Raw genomic sequence first — 16,112 nt, 5'->3', positions numbered from 1 at the left:
ATCGCTGGCGCTCCTTCGAATCAAAGCGCCAGTGAGAGAATCATACAACATGCTGCAGAGACGCCACTTCTTGCTGCACCGAGTCAATCTGTCGCGCCCCAAAACCGTGTAGACACGCTAGTGCTTTCGCAGGGACGACAGCTGTGGTGAAATCAAGTGAGGCGTCATCGCGACGGCCCCATCACCGTGTTCACGAGGCACCATGACCAACACCATCGAGGCTTCCGACGGCGGCTACCGCTTCATGCCCGGCGTCAGCCAGTATTCCTGCGGCATCGCTGCGCTGCCCAGCTTTGCCATCGAGCGCGTCAGGTTCTCTGAACCGGTGCCGTTGGGCGCGGGTTTTGCAAGGATTGCCGACATCATCAAAGCGGCGGGTCGTCCGCTGACGTCATTTGGCGCCTGCGAACTGCGTTCCCCGGCGCCGTTCACCGAGGACGGGTTCAGGGCCTTCAACGAGATCTACATCAAGACGCTCGTGGCCTGGGGTGCGATGCGGGACGGCGTCAATCCGGTGGCGCGCAGCAATGTCTGTCCGAAGCTCGATCCGCCCGGTGAGCCGAGCTTCCACGCCTTCTGCTACACGGTGCCGGCCGCCATGGACGAACCAGCCAGCTTTGTCGTCGCCGGCAGCGGCGAGTCGGTCGAGGGCAAGGCCAATTATCGCGATCATACCGTAGCCCTCGGCGACACCAGCCCGGCCGGCCTCCTGGCGAAGGCGAAATTCGTGGCCGACGAGATGGAACGCCGGATGAGCGCGTTCGGCGGCCGTTGGCAGGACACCACCGCGGTGCAGCTCTACACTGTGCACGACGCCTATCCGGTGCTCGAAAGCGAGCTCGGCCGCCGCGGCGTGCTGCGCAACGGCTTGACCTGGCATTTCGACCGGCCGCCGGTGGTTGGCCTCGACTTCGAAATGGATTGCCGGCGCGTGCATCGCGAGCGCGTGGTGTGACGTGGCGGTCGCGTGATGCATCAAAAGCGCGTGTGGGTGGATGTGGAAGCGTGCGCCCTTTCTTGACACGGATCGCGTCAACCGTTTCCCTTCGCCATCGACGTCAGCGGCTGGGTGAGCGCGGGTGCAGAACGAATCTGTGATCAGGCGGCGTGATCTGCTGGCGCTGATTGGCACCGTTGCCGGCAGTTCGGCGATGTATCACGCGATGACGAGCCTCGGCTTCGCGTCCGAATCCGCCTACAAGGGGCCGCTGAAGCTCGCAGGCGATGTGAAGGGCGCCTCGGTGCTGATTCTCGGCGCGGGGCTTGCCGGGATGACGGCGGCGCTGGAGCTGCGCAAGGCCGGCTACAAGGTCCAGATCCTCGAATTCAACAGCCGCGCCGGCGGCCGCAACTGGTCGATCCGCGGCGGCGACAGTTTTGTCGAGCTCGGCGGCTTCAGGCAGACCAGCCAGTTCGAGCAGGGGCTCTATCTCAATCCCGGCCCGTGGCGGATTCCCTATCATCACCGTGCGCTGCTCGACTATTGCCGCCGGCTCAATGTGACGCTGGAACCCTTCATCCAGCTCAATCACAACGCCTATCTGCACGCGACGCGTGCATTCGGCGGCAAGCCGCAGCGCTTTCGCGGTATCAAGGCGGATTTCCAGGGCGGGGTCTCGGAGCTGCTCGCAAAGATCACCCAGCAGGGCCGGCTCGACGAGACCATCGGCAAGGAAGATCAGGAGATCCTGCTGCAGTCGCTGCGCGACTGGGGCGCGCTGGATCGCGACTACAAGTACAATGCCAACCTCGTGTCGGCCGAGTTCCGCGGTTATGCGCGCGATCCCGGCGGCGGCCTGATGGGCGATCCGCTGCCCAGCGAGCCGATCCCGCTGCAGGAGCTGCTGCGGTCGCGGATGTGGCGCTATCTGCAGACCTTTGCGCGCTACGATTTCCAGACCACCATGTTCCAGCCGGTCGGCGGCATGGACATGATCGGCAAGGCGTTCGCGCGCGAGGTCGGCGATCTCATCCGCTATGGCGCCAAGGTGACGCAGATCCAGCAGAACGGCTCCGGCGTCACCGTGAGCTATGTCGATACCGCCAATCCATCGACGGTGCAGCAGGCGACCGCCGACTGGTGCATCTGCACCATCCCGTTGCCGATCCTGAGCCAGTTGCCGGTCGATGTCAGCGCGCCGATGAAGAGTGCGATCGACTCCGTGCCCTATGCCGCCTCGGTGAAGATCGGCCTGCAGTTCAAGCGGCGGTTCTGGGAGGAGGATGACGCGATCTACGGCGGCATCAGCTACACCGACCTGCCGATCCGGCAGATCGCCTATCCGAACTATGGCTTCAACCGCGGCGGCCGCGGCATCCTGCTCGGCGCCTACATGTATGGCGGTGCCAATTCGTTCGAATTCACCGCGATGACGCCGGCCGAGCGGGTCGCCAGCGCGGTCGAGTTCGGCGCCGCGATCCATCCGCAGTACAGAAACGAATTCGAGAACGGCGTCGCGGTGGCCTGGCATCGCGTGCCGTTCACGCTCGGCTGCGCCGGCGAATGGACCGAGGCCACCCGCGCGCAGCACTACCGCAATCTCTGCCAGATCGACGGCCGTATCGTGCTGGCGGGCGAGCACGCCTCGCAGCTGCCGGCCTGGCAGGAGGGCGCCATCCTGTCCGCGCTCGACGTCATCTCCCGGCTGCACGAACGCGTGGTGAAGACATGATGATGCGGACCGCAACATCCGTCGTCGCTGGACTGGCGCTGCTGTGGGCGACGGCAGCCCTTGGGCAGGACAGCGGCGCGGGTAAGCGCACCTTCTCTTCGGGCTACCGCTTCGTCGAGATGACCGGCGAGGAGCTGTTCGCCAATGTGTGCCAGGGCTGCCACATGCCGGATGCGACGGGCGCCAGCGGGGCGGGCAGCTACCCGTCGCTGGCCGGCAACAAGAATCTCGAGGCCGGCAGCTATCCGGTCTTCCTGGTCATCAACGGCCGCCGCGGCATGCCGGCGTTCGGCGACATGATGACCGATGGTCAGATCGCCGCCGTTGTGAATTATCTGCGGACGCACTTCAGCAACAACTATGAGGACGCGGTGACGACCAAGGATGTCCAGGACGCCCGCCGCTAGAGGCGCCGTTCCGTCATTCCGGGGCGTGGGCAAGGCCCGCGAACCCGGAATCCAGAGGTGATGTACTCGGAGTTCCGCAACTTCGAGATTCCGGGTTCGCGCTGCGCGCGCCCCGGAATGACGAAATGAACGATGTGTGCCGCACGAACTTCTATCGAGTAATGGAGAAATCATGAGATTAGCAACTATCACACTGGGCGCGGCGCTATCCGCGGTGGCGACGGTCGCCTGCGCGGATGTGGTCAGGCATCCGATTCCCAACTCGACATTCCCGATCGCGCAGGCCGTGACCGTCACCGGCAACACCACGACCGTCTATGTCAGCGGCCAGGTGCCGCCGGCGATCAACAAGGACGCCGATCCGTCAAGCCCGCAGGCCTATGGCGATACCAAGACGCAGACCGTCGGCGTGCTCAACCGCATCAAGACCATTCTGGAAGGCCAGGGCCTTGGCATGGGCGACGTCGTCAAGATGCAGGTATTCCTGGTACACAACGCATCCGCGCCGATGGACTTCAAGGCCTTCATGGAGGGCTACACCCAGTTCTTCGGCGGCAGCCAGCCGAACCTGCCGGCGCGCTCGGTGGTCGGCGTCGCCGCGCTCGCCAATCCCGGATTCCTGGTCGAGATCGAGGTGATCGCGGCCAAGGATTCGAAATAAGGACTGCAAATAGTGTGCGCGAAACCGCGGAGCATGCGCGCGGAAATTGAAGGGCTCGCCGTCTTGCCAAAGCGCGTGTCGCCTGTCTGAATTCGTCTCCGATCAGGCGGCGGAATTCTGGGAGAGTACGATGTCGCACAAGGCTAGAGACACGGTTCGATCGCTGCGGCTCGCGGCAGCGCTTGGTCCGGCGCTGCTGGCAACCGGCGCCGCGGCGCAGGGGCTGACCGAGCAGCAGCAATTCGCCCGCGGCATCTACCAGGAGCTGGTCGAGATCAACACCACCACCGCGACCGGCGATACCCAGAAGGCAGCGGAGGCGATGGGCGCGCGGCTCCGCGCGGCTGGCTTCCCCGAGGCCGACGTGCACGTGTTCTCGCCGGCGCCGCACAAGGGCAATCTGGTGGCGCGGCTGCGCGGTTCCGGCGCGCGCAAGCCGATCCTCCTGGTCGCCCATATCGACGTCGTCCCCGCCAACCGCGAGGACTGGTCGGTCGATCCGTTCAAGCTCACCGAGCAGGACGGCTATTTTTACGGCCGCGGCTCCAGCGACGACAAATACATGGCGTCCGCCTTCATCACCAATCTGATCCGCTACAAGAAGGAGGGCTACAAGCCCGATCGCGACATCATCGTGGCGCTCGAGACCGACGAGGAGATCCTCGATGCCAACGGCCTCGGCATGCAGTGGCTGATCAAGAACCACCGCGACCTGATCGATGCCGAGTTCGCGCTCAATGAAGGCGGCGGCGTCGGCCTCAAGAACGGCAAGGCGATCCGCAACAGCGTGCAGACCAGCGAGAAGGTCTCGATCGGCTACCAGCTCACGGTGAAGGATCGCGGCGGCCACTCGTCGCTGCCGCGCAAGGACAACGCGATCTATCATCTCGCCGAAGGCCTCGTGCGGCTCTCCAATTACAGCTTCCCGATGAACCTCAACGAGACCACCCGGATCTATTTCACCAAGACCGCCGAGGTCGACACGTCGCATGCCGACGATATCAAGGCCATTTTGGCGCCGCAGCCCGACCCGGCGGCGCTGGCGCGATTGTCGGAGAATCCGGGTTATAATGCGCAGCTCCGCACTACCTGCGTTGCGACCATGCTGGAGGGCGGCCACGCCATCAACGCGCTGCCGCAGCTGGCGACCGCCAAGGTGAACTGCCGGATCCTGCCCGGCGAGCCGGTCGAGGGCGTGCAGGCGACGATCGAGCGCGTGCTCGCCGACAAGGAGATCGCGGTGGCTCCGACCGGCAAGGCCGTGCTGAGCCCGCCGTCGCCCCTCAACGAGGAGATCATGGGTTCGATCGAGAAGCTGTCGAAGGAGTTCTGGCCGGATGCGTCGATCGTTCCGGTCATGAGCACCGGCGCGACCGACGGCAGCTATCTGCGTAACGCGGGGATTCCGACCTATGGCCACTCCGGGCTGGCCGCCGATGTCGACGACAACCGTATCCATGGCAAGGACGAGCGCGTGCTCGTCAAGTCGTTCTACGAGGGCGAGGAGTATCTCTATCGCCTGGTCAAGATGCTCGCCGGCGGGAAATGATGGCTGACAGCAAGACAAGGACACGGGTTGCGGTCGCCGGCCTCGGTGCGATCGGCACCGACGTCGTCAAGGCGCTCGATCAGGGCATCGAGGGCCTGACGCTGGTCGCGGTGTCGGCGAACAGCCCGGACAAGCATCGCGGCTGGGTGGCGGAGCTCAAGTCTGCGCCGAAGCTGGTGCCGATCGAGCAGCTGGCCGAGATTGCCGACATCGTGGTCGAGTGCGCGCCGAGCAAGCTGGTCCGCGCAATCGTGGCGCCGGTGGTCGAGCGCGGCAAGACCGCGGTCGTGCTCAGCGTCGGCGCGCTGCTGCAGAACGAGGACCTCGTCGATCTCGCGAAGGCCCATGGCGGCCAGATCATCGTGCCGACCGGCGCGCTGATCGGGCTCGATGCGGTGACCGCCGCGGCGATCGGGACCATCCATTCGGCGAGGCTGGTGACGCGCAAGCCGGTCGCGGGCCTCGTCGGCGCGCCGCATCTGGTCGAGAACAACATCCGGATCGAAGGCATCACCGAGCCGCTGCGCATCTTCGAGGGCAGTGCGCGCGACGCCGCAAAGGGTTTTCCGGCCAACCTCAACGTCGCGGTGGCGCTGTCGCTGGCCGGCATCGGCCCCGACCGCACGAGGGTCGAGATCTGGGCGGATCCGACCGTGACCCGCAACACCCACCGGATCGAGGTCGATTCAGATTCCGCGCGGTTCTCGATGATGATCGAGAACATTCCCTCGGAGAACCCGAAGACCGGCCGCATCACCGCGCTGTCGGTGATCGCCTGCCTGCGCAAGCTGCGCGCATCGTTGCGGATAGGCACCTGATGAAGATTGCGCCCGACGATCTGTTGCTGGTCATCGACGTGCAGAACGATTTCTGCCCCGGCGGCGCGCTGGCGGTCGCGGACGGCGATGCCGTCGTGCCGGTCGTCAACCGGTTGGCCGGCCGGTTCGACCATGTCGTGCTGACCCAGGACTGGCACCCGGCGGGCCACAGCTCGTTTGCGACCTCGCATCCGGGCGCGGCGCCGTTCTCCGAGATCGCCATGCCGTATGGGCCGCAGACGCTGTGGCCGGATCATTGCATCCAGGGCAGCGCGGGCGCCGCGTTTCATCCTGACCTCGCCACCGAGCGGGCCGAGCTCGTGATCCGCAAGGGGTTCCGGGCCGCGATCGATTCCTATTCGGCGTTCTTCGAGAACGACCGCAAGACGCCGACTGGGCTCGCCGGCTATCTGCGCGAGCGCGGCCTCAAGCGCATTGTGATGGCGGGGCTCGCCACGGACTATTGCGTGCAGTATTCGGCGCTCGATGCGCGCCGGCTCGGTTTCGAGACTATTGTCGTGCTGGCAGGCTGCCGCGCCATCGATCTCGGCGGTTCGCTTGCCGTCGCCACCGCGGCGATGCGCGCGGCCGGGGTGGAGCTTGTCGAGGAGCTCGTCTGAGCGTCGCCAAAGAGGGGCAAAAACCGTTGTTTTGACTGGCTTTTTGTTCTAATCCCCCACCGTTGATGATCACGCGTAGCGGAGCTTTCGTGTCGGGACAGGTTTTGCGGATTGGGACGCGCAAGAGCGCGATGGCGCTCGCGCAGACGGATGAGGTCGCACGCCTGCTGCGCGCTTCGGCGCCGGACCTTGCCGTCGACATCGTCAAGTTCGAGACCCGCGGCGACCAGGACCAGACCAGCAAGCTGTTGCGTCATGGCGGCAAGGGCGGCGCCTTCGTCGCCGAGATCCGCGAAGCCATGCGTGCCGGCACCTTGCAGGCGGCGATGCATTCGCTGAAGGACGTGCCGGGCAACGAGGAGACGCCGGGTCTTGTCATCGCCGCGATGCTGGCGCGCGATGCCGCCAATGACAGCCTCGTGCTGCGTCCCGGCCTGTCGCTGGAAACGCTGCGCGCCGCGCGCGGCAAGGGCTTCATGATTGGCACCAACGCCGTGCGCCGCGCCGCCTATCTGCGCCGGCTGTTTCCGGAAGCGACCGTGATCCATTATCGCGGCGCCGCCGACACGCGCGTGGCCAAGCTCGATCGCGGCGACAAGCAGCGGCTGCCCGGCGGCGGCGACGTGGGGCCGGCGGATGCGCTGGTGATGGCGCGCTCGGGCCTGGAGCGCATCGGCATGACCGCGCGCATCGCGCATGATTTCTCGGTCGGCGAGATGCTGCCGGCGGTCGGCCAGGGCATCGTCGCGGTGGAATGCGTCGAGACCGACTGGGCGACGCGTGCGCGGCTTGCCGGGATCGACAACGTGCCGTCGCGGCTCGCCGCCGAGGCCGAGCGCGAGGTGCTGTGGGTGCTCAACGGTCATTGCAATTCACCGATCGCCGGCCACGCCACGCTCGCGGGCAGCGAGATGACGCTGCGCGCCTCCGTGCTTGACGAGGCCGGCGCCGGCTTCATCGAGGTGACGCGGCGCGGACCCGCGGACCGGCCGCGCGAACTCGGCCGCGCCGTGGGCATGGAGCTGCTGGAGAAGGGCGCCGCCGAGATCATCGCCCGCACCCGGGCGGAGGAATAGCGCGCTACGCCCGCAACGGCCAGCTGCCGATGATGCGGAAGCGCGATGCGCTGTCGGTCTGCTTGAACAGCGCGATGCGGTCGATTGCGAGCCGCGCGAGGTCGACCGCCGCGAACCGTGAGCGCAGCTGCGCCACGATCGGGCCGCGCCGCTCGTCGCTCAGCCGCCCTGTCAGCGTCATGTGGAAGCGGAACTCCTCCATGACGTAGGGATAGCCCCAGCGGTCGAGATAGTCGCACTGCCGCGCGGTGAGTTTCTCTGGCCTGCGGCGCGCGCGATCTTCCGGCGTCAGCGGCGCGCGGAACGCGTCGAATTCGGTGACGCAATCGGCGGCAAGCTGCTGCAGATCATCCGAGCGGCTGGCCGGGATCACCGCGATGAAGCCGCTGATCGCATCGACCACCGGTTCGATCACCGGAATGCGCCGCGCGCGGCCGGCGAAGGCGGCACAGGCATCGAGAAGCTCGGCCTCGCTTCGACCGTCGGCGAGCGCGGTGGGCGCTTTCAGCGTGGCGTGGAATCCATACTTGCGCGGATCTTCGGTGATCTCGCGCCAGTCCGGCGTGACGCCTTCGGGAAACGGCAGGTCGTCGCCCGACACCGCATCGTAGCCGAGCAGTGTCGAACCGAAGCGGTGCAGGACGCTGTCGGGTGACGGCGCATAATAGATCGCGTAGCGCGGAGTGCTGGCCATGGGACTGGGCTACGCCGCCGCAACCGTCTTGCGCGGCGCGAGTAAATGAACGAGGCAGCTCGCGTCCGCCAGATGCACCAGCCGTCCGGCCGCTATTACGGCGATGATGCGCGGCCGCAGCGGCGCCTTGTCGTCGACGACGATGATGTCGGCACGGCGGCCCGCGGCGAGCACGCCGCGATCGGCGAGCCCGGCCGCGCGGGCCGGCGCCGACGAGATCAGGTCCCAGGCCCTGGCGAGCGGCAGGATGCCATCGGCGACGAGGCGGAACGCCGCGAGCAACTGCGCCGGATAGTAATAGTCCGACGCCAGCACCGAGCAGAGGCCCTGCGCGATCATGTCGGATGCCTTGGTCCAGCCGGTATGGCTGCCGCCGCGCACCACATTGGGCGCGCCGAACACGATGAAGTCGTCCGCCGCCGCAGCGTCGCGCGCGGTCTCCTCGTTGACAGGGAATTCGGCGATCGTGGCGCCCAGCGCGCGAAACTCCTGGCGCATCGCCGGGCTGTTGTCGTCATGCGAGAGCATGCGGATATCGGCCGCGCGCGCGGCGGCGGCGAGTCGCGCGATCGAGGCGGGCACCTCGGGGCGGCGCGCCACGATCCGGTCGAGCATGTCGTTGACGGCCTCGACGGAGAGCCCGGTGCGCTCGGCCAGCTGGTTGCGCTTCTTCGGCTTGACGTTGCTGTGGTCGTTGAAGGCGAACAGGTCGATGCGGCCTTCACTGAGCCATTGAATGATCTCGGCCTCGGCCTCGAGATTGTGGGTCTCGTGGCGCAGATGGAAGCGGGTGTCGGCGGCGAGCTGCGGCCGCAGCGCCTCGATCGCATCGAGCAGCTTGCGCGCATTCTCCGCGCCGCGCAGGCCGGGCTCCCACGACCAGGTCGCGCCATGGAACACGGTGGTGATGCCGTTGGCGATCGCCTGCCGGTCGCTGTCGATCAGCGCCACGTCGGTCGGGAAGTCGACGCCGGGGCGCGGCATCATCTGCCGCTCGAACGCATCGCCATGCAGGTCGATGATGCCGGGCAGCACCAGGAGGCCACTAGCATCGATGTGAAGCGCGGCGCGACCCTGCTCGGCGTCGAGCGCGCCGATGTCGCGGCCTGCGGTCCGCAGCGAGGTCTCGACCAGGGCGCCGTCAACCAGCGTGCGCCCGCCCTCGATGAAAATGTCCGTCACGATGCGGCGCTCCGTTGTTTGGCTTGCGATTTGGATACGGCCTCGGCCTCGTACTTGTCGAGGAATTCCTCGACCGCGAGCTTGCGAAAGTCGGGCAGGACGCGGCGGAGCGTCTCGTGATCCCAGTCCCACCATGCGAGCGCGGCGAGGCGGTCGGCGATCGTCTCGGAGAAGCGCCGCTTCACGGGCCGCGCCGGATTACCGGCAACGATGGTGTATGCGGGAACGTCCTTGGTCACGATCGCGCCGGCAGCGACGACAGCGCCGGTTCCGATGTTCCGTCCTGGTAACAGGATCGCACCGTGCCCGATCCAGACGTCATGGCCGATATGCACGTGATGCGCACGTCGCCAGTTGAAGAAGTCGGTGTCGTCGCTCTCTCCGGGGAAATACGCGCTGGCGCGGTACGTGAAATGCGCTTGAGTCGCGCGATGCATCGGGTGGTTGCCGGGGTTGATGCGGGTCATCGCCGCGATCGAGCAGAACTTGCCGATCGAGGTGTAGGTGATCTGGCTGTCGTTCACGACGTAGGAATAGTCATCCATGCTCACTTCAAGCAGGATCGTGCGCGCGCCGACCTCGGTATATTTGCCGAGCTTGCTCTCACGGACCGACGCGGTCGGGTCGACGGTCGGCACAACCGAGAGTGTTTTTCCGGCCATCAGGGCCTCCGCAAATCTTCAAGGATCTTGGGCTTCCGGGGGATGCGCGCTCGTCATCGGGATGCTTGATGACAACATCATGACGTTGCGATGACGGCAAGGGAGCGACAAGGGAGGAGTGTGGACGATCGCCGCACCGCAGCGCTGTCGTCACATAACTGTAAAACGCCGGGGATAGCGATGGCCCAACGAGGCGCGGTTGGAGCATTACATGCTGGTCGTGGAAGGTTTGACGTGCCGTTTCGGCACGAAAGCCGCAGTCGACAACGCGTCCTTTTCGATCGCGCCGGGCAGCTTTGTCGGCGTGATCGGCCGCTCCGGCGCCGGCAAGTCGACGCTGCTGCGGATGATCAACCGTCTCGCCGATCCGACCTCCGGCCGTATCCTGTTCGAGGGCACCGACGTCACCGCGTTGCGCGGCAAGGAACTGCGGCGGTGGCGCGCGCGCTCGGCGATGATCTTCCAGCAGTTCAATCTGGTCGGCCGCCTTGATGTGCTGACCAACGTGCTGATGGGCCGACTGGCCCAGATTCCGTCATGGCGCTCGCTGGCGCAGGTCTGGCCGGAGCAGGACAGGGCGCTCGCACTGTCGGCGCTCGAGCAATTCGACATCGCCCAGCTGGCGGCACAGCGCGCCGACCAGCTCTCCGGCGGCCAGCAGCAACGCGTCGCGATCGCCCGCGCGCTGGTGCAGGAGCCCGACATCATTCTCGCCGACGAGCCGATCGCCTCGCTCGATCCGCGCAACACCAAGATCGTGATGGACGCGCTGCTGCGCATCAACAAGCATTTCGGCATCACAGTGCTTTGCAATCTGCACTCGCTCGACCTGGCGCGGACCTATTGCGACCGCCTGGTCGGCATGGCCGCAGGTCGCGTGGTGTTCGATGGCGCCCCCGCGGCGCTCACCGACCATATCGCCCGCGAGCTCTATGACCTCGAGGCCAATGACGTCATCGGCGCAGCACCGCTGCCCGCGCCCGACGGTGCAACTGCGCCGGCACTCGGCACCGCAGCCGCGGCCTGAGCGTCGCGCATTTTTCAATCTGGGAGGCCGGGCATTTTGCCCGGCCAACAGGTGCAACTACAACAAAAGAGGGGTAGTCATGTTCACTCGTCGCATCATTCTGGCTGGCGCCGCCGCGCTGGCATTTGCCGGTTCGGCCTCCGCGCAGGACTGGAAGGCAAAGTATCCGGAGCTCACCTTCGCGGTGGTGCCGGCCGAGAACGCCTCCGGCGTCACCGAGCGCTGGACGCCGTTCGTGGCGTATCTGTCGAAGGAACTCGGCGTGAAGGTCACACTGCGCATCGCCAACGACTACGCGGCCGTCATCGAAGGCCAGCGCGCCGGCAACATCCAGATCGCCAGCTACGGCTCGGCCTCGTTCTCTCGCGCGCGCTTGACCGGCGTCAAGACCGACGCGTTCGCCAACGATATGAACGCCGACGGTTCGACCGGCTATTACTCGGTGTTCTTCGTCAAGGCGTCGAGCCCGTACAAGACCGTCGAGGACCTGAAGGGCAAGAATCTCGGCCTGGTCGATCCGAATTCGACGTCCGGCAACAACGTGCCGCGCTTCGAACTGAACAAGATGGGCATCGCGAACGCCGAAGGCTTTTTCGGCAAGGTCGTGTTCACCGGCAGCCACGAGAACGCCGTCCTGGCGCTGTCGCAGGGAACCGTTGATGTGGCCGCTAACCAGTGGACCAACGAGGACGATTCCACGCTCGCCCAGATGCTGACCAAGGGCATGCTGAAGAATGCCGACGGCTCGGCGATGAAGAAGGATGATTTCCGCATCATCCACAAGTCGGCGCTGATCATCAACGGCCCCTATGCGTACAACACCGATCTTCCGGAGGACCTGAAGGCCGCGATCGCAAAGGCCTTCTTCGACGCCCCGACCAAGGACAAGGCCGCCTTCGACCGTCTGTCCGACGGTCAGAAGAAGGGCTTCCATCCCGCCACCACCAAGGATTGGGACGGCACCATCGAGCTGATCAAGTTCGTCGACGGTTTGCGAAAGAAGGCGAGCTGATCGCACGCCTGACGTCACGAGGGTCGGGCGTATAGCCCGGCCCTTTCTCTCCACTCAACTCCGAACCGGACTGGCACGCGTCGATGGCGACCGCCGTATCCATTCTTCCAGCGCAGCAACTGGCGACGCTGGGGGACGCCTACCGCAAGTCCGTCGCACGCAAGCGGTTGAAGGCCGCGCTGGCAACGGCGGCATTCTGTGCGGTGCTGGTGATCGCGGCGTTCGGCGCGGAAGTGAACCTGCGCACGCTGTTCACCTATTTCGGCAATTTCGTCAGCTATTTCGATCGCATCCTGACGCTGGATTCCGGCGCGCGGGTCTGGACCGATCCCGCCGAATGGTTCTGGGGTTGGCATAAGTGGCTGAAGATGCTCGGCGAGACGATCCTGATCAGCTATGTCGGCACGCTGACGGGTGCCGTGCTCGCCTTCGCGCTCAATTTCTTCGCGGCCCAGAATACGTCGCCGGGCCCGTGGGTACGTTTCACGATCCGCCGCCTGCTGGAATTCGCCCGCACCGTCCCCGGCATCGTGTTCGCGCTGATCTTCGTGATCGCGTTCGGCCTCGGGCCGATGGCTGGCGTGCTGGCGATCGCGATCCACACCACCGGGGCGCTCGGCAAGCTGTTTGCCGAGATCGTCGAGAATGCCGACATGAAGCCGGTCGAGGGCATCCGCTCCACCGGCGCGAGCTGGCTGTCCTGCATGCGCTTTGCCGTGCTGCCGCAGGTCTCGGCCGGCTATGCCAGCTATGCGCTGCTGCGCTTCGAGATCAACGTCCGCGAGGCGTCGGTGATGGGCTTCGTCGGCGCCGGCGGCATCGGCCAGGAGCTGGTGGTCGCGATCCGCAAGTTCTACTATTCCGACGTCAGCGCCATCCTCATCACCATCATCGTCACGGTCTTCATCATCGACATCTCGACCGGCTGGCTGCGCGGCCGGCTGTTCGGCAAGGAGACCCGTCGATGAGCCAGATGCCGAGGCCGGACACCACGGAACTGCGCGCGAAGTACCCCGACGTCTTCGAACGTCCCGCATCGGCACGGTTGGCGATGCCGGCCATGATCGCGGCGGCGCTCGCGATCTTCGTGTTCGGACTGGTCGATCTCGATTTCTCGCCGTCCAGGCTGATCGCGGGCCTCGGCCAGCTCGGCTGGATCACGATGCTGATGCTCCCGCCGAATCCGGGCTCGTCGTTCCCGCTCTACATGCAGGCGCTCGGCGAGACGCTGTCGATCGCGGTGCTCGGCACCACGCTTGCCGCGCTGCTGGCGCTGCCGGTCAGCCTGCTGGCGGCGCGCAACATCATCCCCTCGAACCTGATCCGCTTTCCGGTGCGCCGCTTCCTCGATTCGATCCGCGGCGTCGATACGCTGATCTGGGCGCTGGTCTGGATCAACGTCGTCGGCCTCGGCCCGTTCGCGGGCGTGCTCGCGATCATGGTGTCGGACTTCGGTGCGTTCGGAAAGCTGTTCTCGGAGGCGATCGAGGCCGCGGATCGCAAGCAGGTCGAGGGCATCCGCGCGTCCGGCGGCAACGCGCTGCACGAGATCCGCTTCGGCCTGCTGCCGCAGGTGCTGCCCGTGATCGCCGGGCAGGTGCTCTACTTCATCGAGTCGAATACCCGTTCGGCCACCATCATCGGCATCGTCGGCGCCGGCGGCATTGGGTTGCAGCTCGCCGAGCAGATCCGTGTGCTGGAATGGCAGAAGGTATCGTTCCTGATCCTGATGATCCTGATCGCGGTTGCCGCGATCGACTTCATCTCGAGCAAGCTGCGCTTTGCGATCATCGGCCAGCGCGCCGTGGTGTAGGACCCTGCCTCGCCCTGCTCTTGCGGGGGGCCTCGAGTTTTGTACCGCACTATGCGCTGCGATCGTGAAGATGCGCGACGGAGCGCCAGGCGTGATGCGTGAGCGTTTCAAGGCGCCGTACGGTATCGACGCGAGCGATTGCGTCGTCCGCGATCGTCGTTCCATTCGCCACTGAGTCGAGCGTGGCCTTGCGGTGGTCTCTCCGCACTTCGCCGAGTGCTTTCGCGCAGTGTTCCAGATGCGCAAGGGCCTGCTCGGTCGATGTCCTGGCTGTGGCGAGTGCCTTTTCTGGGTGGAGCGACCGCGTCGGCGCAGTTCTCGGCTTGATCTTTCTGGCGGAATCGGAAGCGTCGGGCACGACGGCGACTTCAGCGGCGAGCGATGCCGCGCTACGCATGGCCTCCACGCAGAGTTCCACCGCGCGCATGTCCTGGGAGCCGCTGGGGAGCCGACCGAGTTCGATTTCCTCGCCGAAGGTTTCGGCCAGGCGAGACGCGTGGTCAAGTGCATGTACCGTGCTGGCGAGCCGCCGCTGCTCATTCTGCGATTCAGGAGGTCCACTTACTTCTGATATGAACTCCTGCGCCTGGCGCAGGGCAGAGGCAGCTTCCCCCGCTGGCACTGTGTTCTGTCTCGCCGGGACGGGGGCGTCCTGACTCGCTGTTGACAGTGCTGTCGCCAATGATCCGCACATCGCTTCAAGCGCGCGCGCGACCGTGCGTCGCACTGCCTCGACGGTTGCGATCGGGGTCGCGAGCGCTGCCGGATCCAGGCACCTGGTCAGCGGTGAGCCTCGTTCGGGCAGGATGCGCTCGACGAACCGGGTAAAGCCATTGATCACAGGCAGCAGCACCAGGACGCCGATGACGTTGTAGGCGGTGTGATAAGCTGCAAGCAGCGTTACACCACCAATGCTGTCTGAGGCGCGGACCAGAAGGGGAATGGTCACGGGGAAGAGCACCAGCGCAATAGCCGCCGCAATCAGCTTGAACAGGATGTACGCCAAGGCCAATCGCTTGGCGGTGCTGCTCGCGCCGATTGCCGCCATGGCGGAACTGGTCGCCGTTCCGATGTTCTGCCCAATGATCAGTGCGCATGCCTGGTCTAGGCCGATGGCTCCCGCATAGTGTGCCGAGAGCGTCACCGCGATAGCCGCGGTCGACGATTGCATCACGGCGGTCATCACCAGTCCGACGACGGCCAGCGCCAGCACCCCGTACAAGCCGGCCCACCAGGTGGCGCCGAGAACGGCCGGCAAGTCCGCCGGGTGCAACCGTTCGGCTAGTCCTCCCATGCCCTGCTGCAGGGTCGTCAGCGCGAACAGCACCAGCGCGAACCCCGCAAGGGCTGCTCCCGCTGCGGATACACGGCCACCGCCCAACAGCTTGATCAATGCGCCGACAAAAATCATCGGGAGCGCCGCGGCCGTGAGGGAGACGCGAACGCCGATCAGCGCAACGAGCCAGCCGGTTCCCGTGGTTCCGACGTTCGCACCGAACACGAGGGCCAGCCCTTGTGGAAAGGTCAGCACGCCCGCGCTTACCAGACCGATGGTGGTCATCGTCGTGGCGCTGGACGATTGCACGATCAAGGTCACGATGGCGCCCCACAGCGCACCGGATAGCGGGGTTGCTGCTGCCTTGCTCAGGACTGTCCGCAATTTGGATCCGGCGAGTCCCTTGAGGCCGGCGGTCATGACGCTCATGCCAAGCAGGAAAAAACCAACTCCACCGAGGATCGAAATCGCCGTCGACATGCGTGCTCTCTTCGCAGTGCACCGACAATTGAACCAATCAACCTAAAGCAGCGGCGCCCTGAAGTCAGCAGGAGACGAGGATTCGCCATCCGGCGGATCAAGCGACGGCTTTTTGGTCGCACGGGTCGAACTCAGAAGGGCGCGGCACACAGGCTTGCGGCGA

16 protein-coding genes are annotated in these 16,112 nt (G+C 65.7%); 12 read left to right on the top strand and 4 right to left on the bottom strand.

Annotated features, from left to right (window positions below):
* The first annotated feature begins 202 nt into the window (after window positions 1-202).
* The 8 genes from cnbZ to hemC all read left to right on the top strand — a co-directional run bounded on the left by cnbZ (window position 203) and on the right by hemC (window position 7,803).
* A complete protein-coding gene (gene cnbZ / locus ACVI1L_RS03990) occupies window positions 203-955 on the top strand; it encodes a 2-amino-5-chloromuconate deaminase CnbZ (RefSeq protein WP_456782334.1) in 753 nt (250 codons plus the stop codon).
* A 124-nt stretch (window positions 956-1,079) separates the two neighbouring features.
* On the top strand, window positions 1,080-2,672 hold the full coding sequence (locus ACVI1L_RS03985; RefSeq protein ID WP_456782333.1) for an FAD-dependent oxidoreductase: 1,593 nt from the start codon (window positions 1,080-1,082) through the stop codon (window positions 2,670-2,672).
* A gap of 2 nt (window positions 2,673-2,674) precedes the next feature.
* A complete protein-coding gene (locus tag ACVI1L_RS03980; protein ID WP_229192223.1) occupies window positions 2,675-3,079 on the top strand; it encodes a c-type cytochrome in 405 nt (134 codons plus the stop codon).
* A gap of 172 nt (window positions 3,080-3,251) precedes the next feature.
* On the top strand, window positions 3,252-3,740 hold the full coding sequence (locus ACVI1L_RS03975; RefSeq protein ID WP_456782332.1) for a Rid family hydrolase: 489 nt from the start codon (window positions 3,252-3,254) through the stop codon (window positions 3,738-3,740).
* A gap of 130 nt (window positions 3,741-3,870) precedes the next feature.
* The gene (locus tag ACVI1L_RS03970) at window positions 3,871-5,289 is read left to right on the top strand and encodes a M20/M25/M40 family metallo-hydrolase (RefSeq protein ID WP_253640464.1); all 1,419 of its coding nucleotides are present in this window, start codon (window positions 3,871-3,873) and stop codon (window positions 5,287-5,289) included.
* Window positions 5,289-6,107 carry an aspartate dehydrogenase gene (locus ACVI1L_RS03965; RefSeq protein WP_456782331.1) on the top strand — a complete coding sequence of 273 codons (819 nt, stop codon included), beginning with the start codon at window positions 5,289-5,291 and terminating at the stop codon, window positions 6,105-6,107. Before ACVI1L_RS03970 ends, ACVI1L_RS03965 begins: the two co-directional genes overlap by 1 nt.
* The gene (pncA, locus tag ACVI1L_RS03960; RefSeq protein WP_057018820.1) at window positions 6,107-6,727 is read left to right on the top strand and encodes a bifunctional nicotinamidase/pyrazinamidase; all 621 of its coding nucleotides are present in this window, start codon (window positions 6,107-6,109) and stop codon (window positions 6,725-6,727) included. Before ACVI1L_RS03965 ends, pncA begins: the two co-directional genes overlap by 1 nt.
* Window positions 6,728-6,792: 65 nt before the next feature.
* Window positions 6,793-7,803 carry a hydroxymethylbilane synthase gene (gene hemC / locus ACVI1L_RS03955; RefSeq protein ID WP_168857218.1) on the top strand — a complete coding sequence of 337 codons (1,011 nt, stop codon included), beginning with the start codon at window positions 6,793-6,795 and terminating at the stop codon, window positions 7,801-7,803.
* A gap of 4 nt (window positions 7,804-7,807) precedes the next feature.
* Here the strand turns inward: hemC and ACVI1L_RS03950 are convergent, their stop codons facing one another.
* The 3 genes from ACVI1L_RS03950 to ACVI1L_RS03940 are packed head-to-tail and all read right to left on the bottom strand — an operon-like array spanning window position 7,808 to window position 10,341.
* Window positions 7,808-8,497, bottom strand: coding sequence for a DUF1045 domain-containing protein (locus tag ACVI1L_RS03950; RefSeq protein WP_253640462.1), 690 nt, complete (start codon window positions 8,495-8,497; stop codon window positions 7,808-7,810).
* A gap of 9 nt (window positions 8,498-8,506) precedes the next feature.
* A complete protein-coding gene (locus tag ACVI1L_RS03945; RefSeq protein WP_456782330.1) occupies window positions 8,507-9,679 on the bottom strand; it encodes an alpha-D-ribose 1-methylphosphonate 5-triphosphate diphosphatase in 1,173 nt (390 codons plus the stop codon).
* On the bottom strand, window positions 9,676-10,341 hold the full coding sequence (locus ACVI1L_RS03940; RefSeq protein ID WP_141341832.1) for a transferase hexapeptide repeat family protein: 666 nt from the start codon (window positions 10,339-10,341) through the stop codon (window positions 9,676-9,678). Before ACVI1L_RS03940 ends, ACVI1L_RS03945 begins: the two co-directional genes overlap by 4 nt.
* Window positions 10,342-10,552: 211 nt before the next feature.
* On the opposite strand from ACVI1L_RS03940, the gene phnC reads away from it, so the two are divergent.
* From phnC to phnE (ACVI1L_RS03920), 4 genes are all read left to right on the top strand, one after another.
* Window positions 10,553-11,368 (top strand): phosphonate ABC transporter ATP-binding protein, encoded by an 816-nt coding sequence (gene phnC, locus ACVI1L_RS03935; protein WP_028334545.1) that lies wholly within the window; start codon window positions 10,553-10,555, stop codon window positions 11,366-11,368.
* A 79-nt stretch (window positions 11,369-11,447) separates the two neighbouring features.
* On the top strand, window positions 11,448-12,380 hold the full coding sequence (phnD, locus tag ACVI1L_RS03930) for a phosphonate ABC transporter substrate-binding protein (RefSeq protein ID WP_057018814.1): 933 nt from the start codon (window positions 11,448-11,450) through the stop codon (window positions 12,378-12,380).
* An 83-nt stretch (window positions 12,381-12,463) separates the two neighbouring features.
* Entirely contained in the window at window positions 12,464-13,348 is an 885-nt protein-coding gene (gene phnE / locus ACVI1L_RS03925) for a phosphonate ABC transporter, permease protein PhnE (RefSeq protein ID WP_057018813.1), read from the top strand.
* Window positions 13,345-14,193: a phosphonate ABC transporter, permease protein PhnE gene (gene phnE / locus ACVI1L_RS03920; RefSeq protein WP_176936949.1), complete on the top strand. Its 849-nt coding sequence runs from the start codon at window positions 13,345-13,347 to the stop codon at window positions 14,191-14,193. The genes phnE (ACVI1L_RS03925) and phnE (ACVI1L_RS03920) overlap by 4 nt, the downstream gene beginning before the upstream one ends.
* Window positions 14,194-14,242: 49 nt before the next feature.
* On the opposite strand, the gene ACVI1L_RS03915 is transcribed toward phnE (ACVI1L_RS03920), so the two are convergent.
* Complete coding sequence (locus tag ACVI1L_RS03915) at window positions 14,243-15,949, bottom strand: Na/Pi cotransporter family protein (RefSeq protein ID WP_456782329.1); 1,707 nt, start codon at window positions 15,947-15,949, stop codon at window positions 14,243-14,245.
* Window positions 15,950-16,112 lie beyond the last annotated feature (163 nt).

The organism is Bradyrhizobium sp. USDA 4516 (assembly GCF_054055915.1).
Note: the sequence above shows the minus strand (reverse complement) of the source record. Positions and strands in the feature narration are given on the sequence as shown.

What these genes read in the sequence shown, in the direction of transcription:
- cnbZ (WP_456782334.1), top strand. Translation starts at nt 203, where the DNA reads ATGACCAACACCATCGAGGCTTCCGACGGCGGCTACCGCTTCATGCCC.
- phnC (WP_028334545.1), top strand. Translation starts at nt 10,553, where the DNA reads ATGCTGGTCGTGGAAGGTTTGACGTGCCGTTTCGGCACGAAAGCCGCA.
- phnE (WP_057018813.1), top strand. Translation starts at nt 12,464, where the DNA reads ATGGCGACCGCCGTATCCATTCTTCCAGCGCAGCAACTGGCGACGCTG.
- ACVI1L_RS03975 (WP_456782332.1), top strand. Translation starts at nt 3,252, where the DNA reads ATGAGATTAGCAACTATCACACTGGGCGCGGCGCTATCCGCGGTGGCG.
- pncA (WP_057018820.1), top strand. Translation starts at nt 6,107, where the DNA reads ATGAAGATTGCGCCCGACGATCTGTTGCTGGTCATCGACGTGCAGAAC.
- ACVI1L_RS03980 (WP_229192223.1), top strand. Translation starts at nt 2,675, where the DNA reads ATGCGGACCGCAACATCCGTCGTCGCTGGACTGGCGCTGCTGTGGGCG.
- phnD (WP_057018814.1), top strand. Translation starts at nt 11,448, where the DNA reads ATGTTCACTCGTCGCATCATTCTGGCTGGCGCCGCCGCGCTGGCATTT.
- phnE (WP_176936949.1), top strand. Translation starts at nt 13,345, where the DNA reads ATGAGCCAGATGCCGAGGCCGGACACCACGGAACTGCGCGCGAAGTAC.
- ACVI1L_RS03940 (WP_141341832.1), bottom strand. Translation starts at nt 10,341, where the DNA reads ATGGCCGGAAAAACACTCTCGGTTGTGCCGACCGTCGACCCGACCGCG.
- ACVI1L_RS03965 (WP_456782331.1), top strand. Translation starts at nt 5,289, where the DNA reads ATGGCTGACAGCAAGACAAGGACACGGGTTGCGGTCGCCGGCCTCGGT.
- ACVI1L_RS03970 (WP_253640464.1), top strand. Translation starts at nt 3,871, where the DNA reads ATGTCGCACAAGGCTAGAGACACGGTTCGATCGCTGCGGCTCGCGGCA.
- ACVI1L_RS03950 (WP_253640462.1), bottom strand. Translation starts at nt 8,497, where the DNA reads ATGGCCAGCACTCCGCGCTACGCGATCTATTATGCGCCGTCACCCGAC.
- hemC (WP_168857218.1), top strand. Translation starts at nt 6,793, where the DNA reads ATGATCACGCGTAGCGGAGCTTTCGTGTCGGGACAGGTTTTGCGGATT.
- ACVI1L_RS03915 (WP_456782329.1), bottom strand. Translation starts at nt 15,949, where the DNA reads ATGTCGACGGCGATTTCGATCCTCGGTGGAGTTGGTTTTTTCCTGCTT.